General features: G+C 72.0%; 16 protein-coding genes. 8 read left to right on the top strand and 8 right to left on the bottom strand.

From position 1 onward, the window contains the following. Positions 1-61 precede the first annotated feature (61 nt). Positions 62-1,486: an MORN repeat-containing protein gene (locus V7Q31_RS03440; RefSeq protein ID WP_333832274.1), complete on the bottom strand. Its 1,425-nt coding sequence runs from the start codon at positions 1,484-1,486 to the stop codon at positions 62-64. 288 nt (positions 1,487-1,774) lie between these two features. On the opposite strand from V7Q31_RS03440, the gene cysS reads away from it, so the two are divergent. From cysS to V7Q31_RS03455, 3 genes are read left to right on the top strand one after another with little or no spacing between them, the layout of a single operon-like run. After that, the gene (gene cysS / locus V7Q31_RS03445; RefSeq protein ID WP_333832275.1) at positions 1,775-3,154 is read left to right on the top strand and encodes a cysteine--tRNA ligase; all 1,380 of its coding nucleotides are present in this window, start codon (positions 1,775-1,777) and stop codon (positions 3,152-3,154) included. After that, positions 3,151-4,791 (top strand): citramalate synthase, encoded by a 1,641-nt coding sequence (gene cimA, locus V7Q31_RS03450; RefSeq protein ID WP_333832276.1) that lies wholly within the window; start codon positions 3,151-3,153, stop codon positions 4,789-4,791. Before cysS ends, cimA begins: the two co-directional genes overlap by 4 nt. Beyond that, positions 4,788-5,552: a squalene/phytoene synthase family protein gene (locus V7Q31_RS03455; RefSeq protein WP_333832277.1), complete on the top strand. Its 765-nt coding sequence runs from the start codon at positions 4,788-4,790 to the stop codon at positions 5,550-5,552. The genes cimA and V7Q31_RS03455 overlap by 4 nt, the downstream gene beginning before the upstream one ends. A gap of 4 nt (positions 5,553-5,556) precedes the next feature. On the opposite strand, the gene secB is transcribed toward V7Q31_RS03455, so the two are convergent. After that, on the bottom strand, positions 5,557-6,057 hold the full coding sequence (secB, locus tag V7Q31_RS03460) for a protein-export chaperone SecB (RefSeq protein ID WP_333832278.1): 501 nt from the start codon (positions 6,055-6,057) through the stop codon (positions 5,557-5,559). Positions 6,058-6,173: 116 nt separating this feature from the next. Next, positions 6,174-6,662, bottom strand: coding sequence for an FxsA family protein (locus V7Q31_RS03465; RefSeq protein WP_333832279.1), 489 nt, complete (start codon positions 6,660-6,662; stop codon positions 6,174-6,176). 145 nt (positions 6,663-6,807) lie between these two features. Between V7Q31_RS03465 and V7Q31_RS03470 the strand changes: the two genes are divergently transcribed. Continuing rightward, positions 6,808-7,482: a Tim44/TimA family putative adaptor protein gene (locus V7Q31_RS03470; protein ID WP_333832280.1), complete on the top strand. Its 675-nt coding sequence runs from the start codon at positions 6,808-6,810 to the stop codon at positions 7,480-7,482. A gap of 217 nt (positions 7,483-7,699) precedes the next feature. Next, a complete protein-coding gene (locus tag V7Q31_RS03475) occupies positions 7,700-8,125 on the top strand; it encodes a Smr/MutS family protein (RefSeq protein ID WP_333832281.1) in 426 nt (141 codons plus the stop codon). 67 nt (positions 8,126-8,192) lie between these two features. Here V7Q31_RS03475 and V7Q31_RS03480 read toward each other — a convergent pair whose 3' ends face one another. Genes V7Q31_RS03480 through def form a run of 3 tightly spaced genes read right to left on the bottom strand, consistent with a single transcriptional unit; the run spans position 8,193 to position 9,899 of the window. Next, a complete protein-coding gene (locus V7Q31_RS03480) occupies positions 8,193-8,426 on the bottom strand; it encodes a hypothetical protein (RefSeq protein ID WP_333832282.1) in 234 nt (77 codons plus the stop codon). Beyond that, positions 8,423-9,358 carry a methionyl-tRNA formyltransferase gene (gene fmt, locus V7Q31_RS03485; RefSeq protein WP_333832283.1) on the bottom strand — a complete coding sequence of 312 codons (936 nt, stop codon included), beginning with the start codon at positions 9,356-9,358 and terminating at the stop codon, positions 8,423-8,425. The genes V7Q31_RS03480 and fmt overlap by 4 nt, the downstream gene beginning before the upstream one ends. 4 nt (positions 9,359-9,362) lie before the next feature. Continuing rightward, positions 9,363-9,899: a peptide deformylase gene (gene def / locus V7Q31_RS03490; RefSeq protein ID WP_333832284.1), complete on the bottom strand. Its 537-nt coding sequence runs from the start codon at positions 9,897-9,899 to the stop codon at positions 9,363-9,365. Between the two features lie 116 nt (positions 9,900-10,015). Between def and V7Q31_RS03495 the strand changes: the two genes are divergently transcribed. After that, positions 10,016-11,200 (top strand): MalY/PatB family protein, encoded by a 1,185-nt coding sequence (locus V7Q31_RS03495; RefSeq protein WP_333832285.1) that lies wholly within the window; start codon positions 10,016-10,018, stop codon positions 11,198-11,200. A gap of 6 nt (positions 11,201-11,206) precedes the next feature. On the opposite strand, the gene V7Q31_RS03500 is transcribed toward V7Q31_RS03495, so the two are convergent. Both V7Q31_RS03500 and V7Q31_RS03505 read right to left on the bottom strand, forming a co-directional pair. Further along, the gene (locus tag V7Q31_RS03500) at positions 11,207-11,383 is read right to left on the bottom strand and encodes a hypothetical protein (RefSeq protein ID WP_333832286.1); all 177 of its coding nucleotides are present in this window, start codon (positions 11,381-11,383) and stop codon (positions 11,207-11,209) included. 266 nt (positions 11,384-11,649) lie between these two features. Then, a complete protein-coding gene (locus V7Q31_RS03505) occupies positions 11,650-12,816 on the bottom strand; it encodes a Gfo/Idh/MocA family protein (RefSeq protein WP_333832287.1) in 1,167 nt (388 codons plus the stop codon). Positions 12,817-12,884: 68 nt separating this feature from the next. On the opposite strand from V7Q31_RS03505, the gene V7Q31_RS03510 reads away from it, so the two are divergent. Both V7Q31_RS03510 and V7Q31_RS03515 read left to right on the top strand, forming a co-directional pair. Next, positions 12,885-13,070, top strand: a complete 186-nt coding sequence (locus V7Q31_RS03510; protein ID WP_333832288.1) for a hypothetical protein — start codon at positions 12,885-12,887, stop codon at positions 13,068-13,070. A 63-nt stretch (positions 13,071-13,133) separates the two neighbouring features. Then, complete coding sequence (locus tag V7Q31_RS03515) at positions 13,134-13,424, top strand: hypothetical protein (protein ID WP_333832289.1); 291 nt, start codon at positions 13,134-13,136, stop codon at positions 13,422-13,424. Position 13,425 lies beyond the last annotated feature (1 nt).

A 13,425-nucleotide genomic window follows, 5' to 3' on the forward strand; every position in this document is an offset into this window, starting at 1 on the left:
AGCCGCAGCGCGCGCGCGCAAGAGGGGAGGTCGCCGAAAGCGGCGCGAAAGCCGCGCGCCGTCACTGCGCTTCCGCTTCCGCTTCCTCGCGCGAGCCGCGCCGCCCGTTCACCCAGTAGCCTGCGTATTCCGCGCCGCTGGCGTAGCGCATCACGCCGTAGCCGTGGCGCTGGCCCTTGCGGAACGCCCCCTCGTAGACGTCGCCATTGCCGTAGCGCGCGACGCCCTCGCCGTGGATTTCGCCTTCCGCCCAGCCGCCCTCATAGGCGAAGCCGTCGGGCAGCGACAGCGACCCCGTCCCCGCCCGCGCGCCGTCGATGAACTCGCCGTCATAGACCGCGCCGTCGGCGTAGCGCGCGACGCCCCGCCCGTGCTGGAGGCCGTCGCGCCACTGGCCGGAGTATTCGTAGCCGTCGGGATGGGTCATCGCCCCTTCGCCATGGTGCTGGCCGTCGCGGAACTCGCCCTCGTAGCGCACGCCGTTCGCATAGACCGCGACGCCGCGCCCGTGGATCTCGCCCGCCCGCCAGTCGCCCTCGTAATGGCCGCCATCGGCGTAGTCGATCCGCCCCGGCCCGTCCGGCGCGCCGTTGGCGAAGCGGCCTGCGTGCGTCGCCCCGTTGGGGTAGCGCGCGACGCCTTCGCCCTCGATCCGCCCCTCAACCCATCCGCCCTCGTAGACGTAGCCGTCGGCGGCGGTGAACTTGCCGGCGCCGTGGCGGCGGCCCTCGCGGAACTGGCCTTCGTAGAGATCGCCATTGGCGTAGCGCGCCACGCCTTCGCCGTCGCGCACGCCGTCGAGGAACTCGCCCTCATAGACGTCTCCGGTGGGATATTCGGCGCGCCCGCGCCCGGTGATCAGCCCGCCGACCCACTGGCCCTCGTATCGGAACCCGTCGGCCATGACGATCTCGCCCGCGCCCTCGCGCATGCCCTTGACGAAATCGCCGCGATAGACCGAGCCGTCGGCGTAGGTGACGACGCCCTCGCCATGCGGCGCACCCTCGGCCCAGCCGCCTTCGTAGCGATAGCCGTTGGGGCGCGTCATGACCCCCTGGCCCTGATGCGCGTTCGCGACGAAGTCGCCTTCGTAGATCACCCCGTCGGCATAGGTCGCGCGGCCCCGTCCCTCGATCACGCCGGCCTTCCATTCGCCTTCGTAGGCGCCGCCGTCGGCGTAGACGATCCGCCCCTGTCCGTGGGGGGCGCCGTCCTTGAAGTCGCCCTCATAGACCGAGCCGTTGGGGTAGCGCGCGACGCCCTTGCCCTCGATGCGGCCGTCGACCCATTCGCCGGTGTATTCGTAGCCGCCTGGCAGGCGGAACACGCCCTGGCCGTGCTGCTTGCCGTCGCGGAACTCGCCTTCGTAGACGCCGCCGGTGTCGTATTGCTTCACGGCGACCGAGGGCGTGTCCTGCGCAGTCGCGGCGAGGCCCACGATCGCGACGACCGCAAGCGCGCCGAGCAGCTTTCTGAGCGTCGCCATGTGTCGCCGGTCTCTCCCGTCTCCGCGCGGGCTCGCATGCGCGAAATTTCCTCTGTCGGGAACCTAGAAGCACGCGAAGATCAACGCAATGTTGCGCGCGACGCCGCTTCGCGCGGATTCGGCGTGACGGCGCGGCCGATTCGCGACATAGAGAACGGATGAGCGATGCGAGCCGCCCCTGCGCGATCTGCATTCGCCGCTGACCCACGGTCCGCGGCGCCTCATCCTTTCCAGACCGCTCGGGAAGATGCTATCGCCGCCGCGGCGCAACCCGCGAGCCCGGAACACATGACCACGATCCGCCTGCATGACAGCCTCCGCCGCGAGAAGCGCGATTTCGCGCCGATCGATCCGAAGAACGTGCGGATGTATGTCTGCGGTCCGACTGTCTACGACCGCGCCCATATCGGCAACGCGCGCCCGGTGGTCGTGTTCGACGTGCTGTTCCGGCTGCTGCGCCATGTCTACGGCGCCGATCACGTCACCTATGTCCGCAACATCACCGACGTCGAGGACAAGATCATCGCTCGCGCCGCCGAGCGCGGCGTGAGCATCGACGCGCTGACCGCCGAGACGGCGCGCTGGTTCGAGGAGGACATGGACGCGCTCGGCTGCCTGAAGCCCACGCATGAGCCGCGCGCCACCGGCCACATCCCGGGCATGATCGCGATGATCGAAGTGCTGATCGCGCAGGGCTGCGCCTATGAGGCCGAGGGCCATGTGCTGTTCGAGGTGGCGAAATATCCCGCCTACGGCGCGCTTTCAGGGCGCTCGACCGACGACATGATCGCGGGCGCCCGCGTCGAAGTGGCCCCCTACAAGCGCGACCCGATGGATTTCGTGCTGTGGAAGCCCTCCACGCCGGACCAACCAGGCTGGGACAGCCCGTGGGGCAGGGGGCGCCCCGGCTGGCACATCGAGTGCAGCGCGATGGCCAAGGCCCTGCTCGGGCCGGAATTCGACATCCACGCGGGCGGCGCCGACCTGATGTTTCCGCACCACGAGAACGAGATCGCGCAAAGCTGCTGCGCCGATCCGGGGACGGGCTTCGCGCGCTACTGGCTGCACAACGGGATGGTCCGCGTCGAGGGCAGGAAGATGTCGAAGTCGCTCGGCAACTTCCTGACGATGGAGGATTTGCGCGCGCAGGCGCCGGGCGAGGTGCTTCGGCTGGCGCTGCTCTCGACGCATTATCGCGCGCCGCTCGACTGGACGGAAAAGCTGCTGGAGGACAGCCGCCGGACGCTGGCCAAGTGGCGCAAGTTGGTCGCCGGTGTCGAGGCTTCGGGCGCGGCGTCGGACGCAGTGACGGCCGCGCTCGCCGACGACCTAAACACGCCCGGCGCCCTGACCGAGTTGCACGCGCTGGCTGCCGCGGGCGAGGCGGCGGCGCTCAAGGCGTCGGCGCAGGCGCTGGGGCTTCTGACGGACGCCCTTGGCGACTGGGCGATCGCCCCGCAGGCCGACGCCGGGACCGCCGCGCGCATAGACGCCCTGCTCGCCGCTCGCGCAGAGGCGCGACAGTCGAAGGATTTCGCACGGGCCGACGCGATCCGCGCAGCGCTCGACGGCGCGGGCGTGGTCGTGATGGACCGGCCCGGCGCCGCCACCGAATGGGAGCTTTCTCCCGGTTTCGACGCGGCGAAGCTGGCGCAGGCCGACGCATGACCCGCGAGCGCCTCACCCTCTACGACACCACGCTGCGCGACGGGCAGCAGACGCAGGGCGTGGACTTCTCCGCCGAGGACAAGCGGCGGATCGCCCGCGCGCTCGACCGGCTCGGGATCGACTATGTCGAGGGCGGCTGGCCCGGCGCCAACCCAACCGACAGCGAGTTCTTCCGCGAGCCGCCGACCCTCGCCACCGCCCGCCTCGCCGCCTTCGGCATGACCAAGCGCGCGGGCCGCTCCGCCGAGAACGACGAAGTGCTCGCCGAAGTGGTCAATGCGGGGACGCCGGTGGTCTGCCTCGTCGGCAAGACGCATGATTTCCATGTCGAGACGGCGCTGGGCGTGACGCTCGACGAGAATCGCGAGAACATCCGCGAGTCGGTGCGCCGGATCGTCGAACTGGGGCGCGAGGCGATCTTCGACGCAGAGCACTTCTTCGACGGCTGGAAGGCCAATCCCGACTACGCGCTCGCCTGCGCGGTGGACGCCTACGAGGCCGGGGCCCGCTGGGTGGTGCTCTGCGACACCAATGGCGGAACCATGCCGGCGGAGATCGGGCGGATCACCGCGGAAGTCTGCGCCCGCATCCCCGGAAGCCATGTCGGAATCCACACCCACAATGACACCGAACAGGCGGTGGCGGGGTCGCTTGCGGCGGTCGAGGCCGGGGCGCGGCAGGTGCAGGGCACGCTGAACGGGCTCGGCGAGCGCTGCGGCAACGCCAATCTCGTCTCGCTGATCCCGACGCTGCTGCTCAAGGAGCCCTTCGCCAGCCGCTTCGCGACCGGCGTGCGCCCGGAGGCGCTGGAGAGCCTGACCACCGTCAGCCGCAAGCTCGACGAAATCCTCAATCGCCAGCCCGACCGTCACGCGCCTTACGTCGGCGCGGCGGCCTTCGCGCACAAGGCGGGGCTGCACGCCTCGGCCATCGCCAAGGACCCGACCACCTACGAGCATGTTCCGCCCGAGACGGTCGGCAACGCCCGCGTGATCCCGATGAGCAATCAGGCGGGGCGCTCGAACCTCGTGAAGCGGCTGGCGGAGGCGGGGATCGCGGTTGACGCGCGCGACGACCGCCTCGGGCCGCTGCTCGCGGCGGTGAAGGAGCGCGAGGATCAGGGCTTCGCCTATGACAGCGCGGCGGCGAGTTTCGAATTGCTCGCGCGCGACCATCTCGGACTGCGCCCGCGCTATTTCACCGTCGAGCGGTTCCGGGTGACTGTCGAGCGGCGCTTCAACGCGCGCGGCGAGAAGGTGACGGTGTCGGAGGCCGTCGTTGTGGTGAATGTGGACGGGCATCGCGCGATCTCGGCGTCGGAATCGCTCGACCCGCTCACCGGCGCCGATCAGGGTCCGGTCAACGCGCTGGCCCGCGCGCTGCGGCGCGACCTCGGCAAGTATCAGGACTACATCGACGATTTCCGGCTGACCGACTTCAAGGTGCGGATCCTGACCGGCGGCACCGAAGCCGTGACGCGCGTGCTGATCGAGAGCGGCGACGCGACCGGCGCGCGTTGGTCGACCGTCGGCGTCTCGGCCAACATCGTCGACGCCTCGGCGCAGGCGCTGCTGGATGCGATCGAGTGGAAGCTGATCCGCGACGGCGCGCCGGTCGCTCAAGCCGCCGCCGAGTGAGCGCGCCGGCGCTCGACCCGGTCGCCGATCTGGTGCGCCGCGGCGACCCGGATCGGTTCCTGTCGGCGATGACGGCCCCGGAGCCGGGGCGGTCGCGGCTGATGGCGCTCTACGCCTTCAACCTCGAACTCGCCCGCGCGCCTTTCGCCGTCTCCGAGCCGATGCTGGCGCGCATCCGCCTGCAATGGTGGCGCGAGGCGCTGGAGGAGGGCAGGGCGGGCCGCCCCCGCCGCCACGAAGTCGCCGAACCGCTCGCCGCCGCAATCGCAGAGGCAGGCGCGCCACAGGAGCCCTTCGAGCGGCTGATCTCGGCATGGGAGCGGGCGGTGGACGCGCCGCCCGAGGGCGCGGCGCTGGCGGGCTGGCTGCGCGACACCGGCGCGCCGGTTCTCTCGCTGGCGGCGCGCATGCTCGCGCCAGAGGGCGCCGATGCGCTCGCGGAACCCGCCGGTTTCGCCTTCGCCGCCGCCGCATGGGCTCGCGCCGCGCCGGCGCTGGGCGCGCGGGGGTGGTCGGTTCCGCCTGCGAAGGACGCTCAGGCCCTCGCGCGCGCGGCGCTGGCCGAACTCGCGCAGGCCCGCTCCGGGCGCGGCGCGGCGCCGAAGGCCGCAACGCCGGCCTTCGCGGCGGGCTGGTTGGCGGCCCCGACGCTGCGCGCCGCGTCGCGCCCCGATTTCGACCCGATGCGCGGCCCGCCCGAGCCGTCGCCCTTCCGCCGCCGCGCCGGATTGCTCTGGGTTGCGGCGACGGGCGGATGGTGAGGCGTCAGGCCTGCGCGGGCTCCGCGCTTTCGGCGACGCGGCGGCGCTCCAGTTCCTGCCGGTAGATCGCCGCGAAGTCGATCAGGTCGAGCATCAGCGGCGGGTAGCCGCCGTCGCGGGTCACATCGGCGAGGATGCGGCGCGCGAAGGGGAACAGGATGCGCGGGCATTCGATCAGCAGGAACGGGCGCAGATGCGTCTCCGGCACGCCGGTGACCGTGAAGACGCCGGCGTAGTCGAGTTCGACCACGAAGGCCGTCGCCTCGCCATGCGTCGCCTTCGCGGTAAGCTTCAGCATCACCTCGTAGCGGTTCTCGCCGCGCGGGCTGGCGTCGAGATTGACCGCGACCTTGATGTCGGGGCGGCCCTGCTGGGCGGTCTCCGGCTTCATCGCGGCGACGTTCTCGAAGGACAGGTCGCGGGCGTATTGCGCGACGAGGCTGACCTGCGGGTTGAGCTGCTGCGGCTCCTGAGGCGCTGCGCCGTTCGAATCGGTGTCGGTCATCGAAAACTCCGTGTGGCTGACGCGGAAGGGTCCGCGCGCTGGCGCGGGGCTAGCATGGGCCGCCGCCTCTAGCAAACCTCGATCCGGCTCCGATGGCGCGAGGCGAGGGCGCCTGTTCAGTCGGGGTCGCGACGCGGCGGCGTCTCGGTGACGTCGCGATATTCGGTCTCGATCACCCCGTCCTCGACTGGCCCCGCCCGCCCGCCGCCGCGATGAAACCCGCCGTCCGCCCCGGTCCATGTCGTCCGCACGACGCGCGCGGCCATTCGCGGCCGCGCCCAGTCGATAAGCCTCTCGCGGATCGGGGCGTTGAGCAGGGCGAAGCCGACGCCGTCGGTGAAGAAGCCCGGCGTCAGCAGCAGCGCGCCGGCGAACAGGATCAGCGCGCCCTGCGCGAGCTGGTCGGAGGGGTCCTCGCCGCGCGCCATCGCGGCCTGAAGCCGCTGCACGGTGGCGAGGCCCTGCCGGCGCAGCATGCTCGCGCCGATCGCGGCGGTCAGGATCACCACCAGAATCGTCGGCCACAGCCCGATCAGACCGCCGATCTGGATGAACAGGACGATCTCGATCAGCGGCACGGCGATCAGCGCGGCGAGCAACCACATGCGCGGTCTCCGGAAATGGCCCGCAGCGATGGACAGCGGGCGTTGCGCGCCATACATAAGGCCCAACGTCGCCACGCGCCAACCGCCGATGGGTCGGGGCGGCGAATGGCGCGGGCGCGCCGAACGCAGGCAGGGATCGCGGTTCATGACGAGCGGCATCATCGAGACGATCATCCTCGCGGCGATCGCGTTGTTTCTAGTATTCAAGCTGCGCGGCGTGCTGGGAACCAAGACGGGCCTCGAAGAGCAGCAGGGCGCGCGCGTCCGCGCACCGGCGCCCTCGCGCAGCGCGCCCGCAGGGCCCGTGCCGGTGGCCGAGGCGAACGAGATCGATCCCGACAGCGCGACCGTCGCCGAAGGCGACCGCGAGATCGGCGAGGCGCTGAGCGCGATGCGCCGGGCCGAACCTTCCTTCCTTCCCAGCGAGTTCATGGGCGGCGCGCGCGGCGCCTTCGAGATGATCCTGATGGCGTTCGAACAGGGCGATCTGGACACGTTGCGCCAGTTCCTCGCGCCCGAGGTCTTCGCCGGCTTCGAGGCCGCGATCGCCGAACGTCGCGAGAACGGCTACACCGTCGACGCGCGCTTCATCGGGGTGCGCGAGGCGCAGGTCGTCGCCGCGCGCTACGACGCCGCAACGCGCGAGGCCGAAATCGCCGTGCGCTTCACGGCCGAGATGATCACCGTGGTCCGCGACGCCGACCTCCAGATCGTCGAGGGCGACCCCAACGAGATCCGTCGCGAGAGCGACGTCTGGACCTTTGGCCGCCGCATGGGCGCTTCCGACCCGAACTGGCGGCTGGTCGCCACCGGCGGTTGAGTGGGCGATGGCGGGAGCTCGGCGCCTTCCCGGACGCCGGGCGCGGCGCTCCGCCGACGATCTGAGCGCCGAGGACCGCGCGCTCTGGGAACAGGTCGCCGCCTCAGCGCGCCCGCTCGTCGCAAGGCCGCTCCGCGCGGCCCATCCGGCGCCTGACGCGCCTCGGGCCCATCCGACGCCGCATCCGCCTCCGCATCCCGCGCCGACGCCCCGCATCGTGAAGCCGGCGGGCCGTCCGGCGCCGCCGGTCGCCTGGCGCGTCGGCCCCGAGAGCGACCGCCCCCTCCCGGCGCGTCCGGGGACGCCCGGGCTCGACCGCAACACCGCGCGGCGCCTGGGGCAGGGGCGGCGGGCGCCCGAGGCGCGGCTCGATCTACACGGCATGACCTCCGACGCGGCGCACGGCGCGCTCACGCGGTTCGTCATGGAGTCCGCGGCGCTTGGGCGGCGCTGCGTGCTGGTGGTGACCGGCAAGGGGCGCTGTCCGCAGAGCGGCGGGCGCGGCGAGGGCGTGTTGCGGCGCGACGCGCCGCGCTGGCTGGGCGTCGCGCCGCTCGCGGCCGAAGTGGTCGGGGTGTTCGAGGCGCATGCCCGCCATGGCGGCGGCGGGGCGCTCTACGTCTATCTGCGCCGCCGGCGCTGAGGGTCCGCCGCGCCGGGCGATTCCCGGCGCGCCCATGGCGGCGGAGGCCTTGCGCCGACCGGGGCTCTCAGCGCTCCTTCAGCGCGCCGAGCAGCGCGACGATGACGAGGCCGCCGATCAGCCCGCCGACGATCCCGCCCGCCAGCCCCGGAAAGCCGAGATTGAAGGCCAGCGCCCCCCCCGCGACGCCGCCGCCGAGGCCGAGCCCGGCGTCGCCGCCCGCTCCGAACGTCGGTCGGACGAAGCGGCTGAACAGCCAGCCTGCGAGCGCGCCGCAGATCATCCACGCCAGATAGGTCATCGCGTCTCTCCCTCGTCGTCGCATCCGAGCATAGAGCCCTTCGGCGCGGAAAACCCGCGCAGAAGCGTCTCGCGATCCATGACGGCGCGGCCCGGGCGCTGGGCGGTCTGGATGCGCAGCGCGCCGCGCCCGCAGGCGATCAGCAGCGCGTCGTCGAGCGCTTCGCCGGGGCGGCCCGCCCCAGCCTCCGGCGTCGCAAGCAGCACCTTGAGGCGCTCGCCGTTCAGCGAGGTCCAGGCGCCGGGGGCGGGCGAGAGCCCGCGGATCTGGCGGTCGAGCGCCTCCGCGTCGCGCGTCCAGTCGATGCGGGCTTCGTCCTTGTCGATCTTGGTGGCGTAGAGCGCGCCTTCCTCCGGCTGCGCTCGCGGCGTCAACCGGTCCGCCGCGAAGCCCTCCAGCGCCTCCAGCATCAGCTCTCCACCCATCTGCGCCAGCCGCGCGGTCAGCGCGCCCGCCGTCTCGCGCGGCCCGATGGACGTGCGGAGATCCAAGAGCACCGGCCCGGTGTCGAGGCCGCGCTCCATGACCATCGCGCAAAGGCCCGTCTCGGCGTCGCCGGCCATGATCGCGCGCTGGATCGGCGCGGCGCCCCGCCAGCGCGGCAAGAGCGAGCCGTGCAGGTTGAGGCAGCCGAGGCGGGGCGCGCGCAGGATCGGCTCGGGCAGGATCAGCCCGTAGGCCACCACCACCGCCGCATCGAGGTCGAGGGCGGCGAAGGCGTCGCGGTCGGCGGGGTCGCGGAAGTTCAGCGGGCTGCGCACCGGCAGGCCCAGCGCCTCGGCGCGCGCCTGCACGGGGGAGGGGCGGGGCTTCTTGCCCCGCCCCGCCGGGCGCGGCGGCTGGGTGTAGACGGCGGCGATCTCATGGCTCTCCGCGAGCGCGTCGAGCGTCGGGACCGCGAAGTCCGGCGTGCCCATGAAGGCGAGGCGCATCGGCTCAGACCGTGGCGGCGGCTGCGGTCTTGGCGCGCTCGCGCTTGAGCTTCTTCATCTTGGCGGTGATCAGCATCCGCCGCGCCGCGCCGAGATAATCGATGAAGAGCTTGCCGTTGAGATGGTCGATCTCGTGCTGGACGCAGGTCGCCCAGAGGCCGCCGAAATCGCGCTCCTCGATCTGGCCTTCCGGGCTCAGCCAGCGCACGCGCACTTCGGCGGGCCGGGTGACGAAGCCGAAGATGTCGGGCAGCGAGAGGCACCCCTCCTCGTGCTCGTTCAGCGCGTCGGAGGCGGCGACGATCTCGGGGTTGAGCATGGCGATGGGCTGGCGCGTCGTCTCCTTTTCCGCGCAGTCCATCACGATGGCGCGCGCGTCCACGCCGATCTGCGGGGCGGCGAGGCCGATGCCGGGCGCGTCGTACATCGTCGCGAGCATCTCCGACAGCAGCGCGCGGGTCGCGTCGGTCACATCGGCGACGGGCGCGCAGCGGCGCTTCAGGCGCGGATCGGGGTGCAGCAGGATCGGGCGGCGGCTCATGACGACGAGGTAGAGAGGGGCGGGCCGGGGGTCAATCCCTCCCGCCCTTCCCCCGCCTTGCCGCGCGCCGCCCCGGGGGCTAGGGAACCAGCGTCCACAGCAGGGAACGGAGCGCCATGGCATTCGACTTCGACGCGGCGGTGGAGCGGCGCGGCACGCACTCCAAGAAGTGGGACCAGATCGCGGCCGCGACTGGCGTGGCCGCCGCTGACGGCATCCCGATGTGGATCGCCGACATGGACTTCCCCGCGCCGCCGCCAGTCCGTGCGAGCCTCGCCGCCGCCGTCGCGCACGGGGTCTTCGGCTATTTCGGCGAACCGGCCTCATGGCGCGACGCGGTCGCGGGGTGGGCCTTGCGCAGGCATGGCTGGGAGATCGATACGCGGTGGATCACCCCCTCGGGCGGCGTTTGCGGCGCGATGGGGATAGCGATCCGGGCGTTCAGCGAACCGGGCGAGGGCGTGGCGCTGTTCCCGCCGCTCTACACGGGCTTCTCCGGCATGGTGCGCGCCACGGGGCGGCGGATCGTCGAGGCGCCATTGGCTCAGATGCAGGGCCGCTTCGCGATGGATCTCGAGGCGCTGGCGCGAGACCTGCCCGAGGACGTCCGAATCGTGATGCTCTGCAACCCGCACAATCCCGGCGGAACGGTCTGGACCCCGGCGGAAATCCGCGCCCTCGCGGAGTTCTGCGCCGAGCGCGGGCTGGTGCTCGTTTCCGACGAAGTGTGGCGCGACCTCGTCTATCCGGAGGCGCGTTTCACGCCGGCGGCTCTGGCTGCGCCGGATTGCGCCGACAGGATCGTGACGCTGAGCGCGCCGTCGAAGACCTTCAACACCGCCGGGCTGCGCTGCGCCGAAGTCGTCATCTCCGACGAGGAGTTGCGCCGACGCTATCGCCGCGAGGCGCATGGCTCGGAGGCGACGGCGGTCAACAGCCTCGGCTTCATCGCCGCGGAGGCGGCTTACGCTGGCGGAGCGTCCTGGCTCGACGCGCTTCTGCCCTATCTCGCCGCCAATCGCGACCGCTTCGCGGCGGGCGTGGCCGAGGCGATCCCCGGAGCGCGCCCGATGGCGCTGCAATCGACCTATCTCGCCTGGGTGGATTTCGCCGGAACGGGGCTGGCGCAGGACGAGGCGATGCGCCGCCTGCGCGACGTGGCGCGGATCGGCGTGAACGAGGGGCCGAGCTTCGGTCCCGGCGGAGAGCGTTGCGCGCGCTTCAATTTCGCCTGCCCGCGCGCGACCCTCGACGCCGCGCTCGATCGTCTCGCCGCCGCCTTCGCCGATCTGCGGGGCTGAGCCCGATCAGGCGGCGCGGGCGAAGGAGAGGGGGTCGGATCGGCGCAGCGAGGCCTTCCAGAGCAGTGCTGCGGTCAACTCATCCGGGGGGCCGCCCATGCAGAATACAAAGGCTTCGATCCGCTCGATCTCGTCGTCGGTCAGATCGCCCAGCCGCATCTCCTGCGGCGCATCCTTCGCCATCGTCCCACTCCACTGACGGCGCGCACCATGCGGCGCCGGACGCGGAAGGAACGCCTGAAAGCTCGATTTCATCCCGCGTCTGCACTCATCTTGATGGAACAAGATTCCAAGATCACGTTAAAATTCGAAATTAACTTATCCAGAGCCTATTTTGTGCGCTTTCGGCGACACCAGCGGCAACCACAGGTTGCAGCGCCCGAAAAATCGTCACGCTGACAGCGAGACTCCCCCCTGGCGCGTTGTGAAATGCGGCGAATCGCCCCGCCTCAGATCGCGGTCCAGACGGCCCCGCCCTTCGCCGAGCGGACGCAGGCGGTGACGAAGCGCACGCCGCGCACGCCGTCCTCGATTCCGGGGAACGACACCTCCGGCGGGACCGGCGCGCCGGCGCGCCGGGCGCGAATGGCGGCGGCGGCTTCGGCGTAGATGTTGGCGAAGCCCTCCAGATAGCCCTCCGGATGGCCCGAGGGCGTGCGCGTCATCCGCGCGGCCTCCGGGCCCGCGCCATGCCCGCCGCGCGTGATCAGCCGCGGCGGCTCGCCGAGCGGGCTCCAGCGCAGATGGTTGGGCTGCTCCTGGCTCCATTCCAGCCCGCCCGCCTCGCCATAGACGCGCAGCCTGAGCGCGTTCTCGTTGCCCGGCGCGACCTGGCTCGCCCAGAGCATCCCCTTCGCGCCCCCCTCGAAGCGCAGCAGCACATGGGCGTTGTCGTCCACCCGCCGCCCCTCCACGAAGGCGTCGAGATCGGCGCAGAGGCGTTCGGCGCGCAAGCCGGTCGCGAACTCCGCAAGCTGGAAGGCGTGGGTGCCGATGTCGCCAGTGGCGCCCCCCGCCCCCGCCTGCGCGGGGTCGGTGCGCCACGCGGCCTGCTTCTGGCCGGTGTCCTCCAGCCGCGTGCTGAGCCAGTCCTGCGGGTACTCGACCTGGACGACGCGGATGCGCCCCAGCGCGCCGGATGCGACCATCGCGCGGGCCTGCCGGATCATCGGATAGCCGGAGTAGTTGTGCGTCAGCACGAACAGCGCATCGGAGGCCGCCGCCGCGCGGGCGAGCTTGTCGGCCTCCGGCAGGGTGGCGGTCAGCGGCTTGTCGCAGATGACGTGGACGCCGCGTTTCAGGAAGGCCCGGGCGATGGGGGCGTGCATGTGGTTGGGGGTGACGATGGCGACCGCTTCGACCCCGTCTTTCAGCCGCGCCTCGCGCTTGGCCATCTCCTCGAAGGCGCCGTAGACGCGGGACGGGTCGAGCCCGAGATCGGCGCCGGAAAGGCGGGACGTTTCGGGATCGGCGGAGAATGCGCCGGCGACCAGCGTGAAATGCCCGTCGAGCCGCGCGGCGATCCGGTGAACGGCGCCGATGAAGGCGCCGCGCCCGCCGCCCACCATGCCGAAGCGGATCGGGGCGGCGACGGCGTCAGGGCTGGCGGCGACCATGATCTGCTCCTTGATGCGGGGCGGCCCTGCGCCATGTCCCCCGCATCAACCAGTGGGGAGAGAGGGCGATGAGCCTCTTGCTGACGGCGATTGCAGTGAAGAAGGCGCGCAAGGCGGCGTTTTTCGCCGGCGCGGCGGTGGGGATCGCGAAATTCGCGACGCTGACGGCGCTGCCGGTGGCGTTCGCCATCGGCGCGGGCGCCGCGTCGCGGCGGATGTGCGACGCGCGCAAGGCGCCGGTCGAAAGCGCCTGAGCGCGGACTCGCGCCCGCCTTGCGCGCGCGCTAGACTTCCGCGCCTGAGCGACGGAGGATGCGATGGGCGGAACGCAAGGCGAGCGCGGCGCGCTGAGGGCGCTCGCCGTGGACGCGGCCAAGGGCGCTGGCGTCGTCGCGGCGGGCGCTGCGGCGGATGCGGCGCGTCTGGCGGTGAAGAAAGCGGCGGTCGCCAAGGGATCGGCGCTCGCGGCCAAAGGCGGAGCGCTCGCTGCGGCGAAGGTCTCCGGGCTCGCCGCTGTCGCAGCAGCGCCTGCGATGGCTGCCGTGCTTCCCATCGCCGGCGCTGTCGCCGCCGGGTGGCTGGCGCGGCGAATGCTGCGCCGGCTCTGAC

Source organism: Rubrimonas sp. (assembly GCF_036788415.1).
GTDB lineage: Bacteria > Pseudomonadota > Alphaproteobacteria > Rhodobacterales > Rhodobacteraceae > Rubrimonas.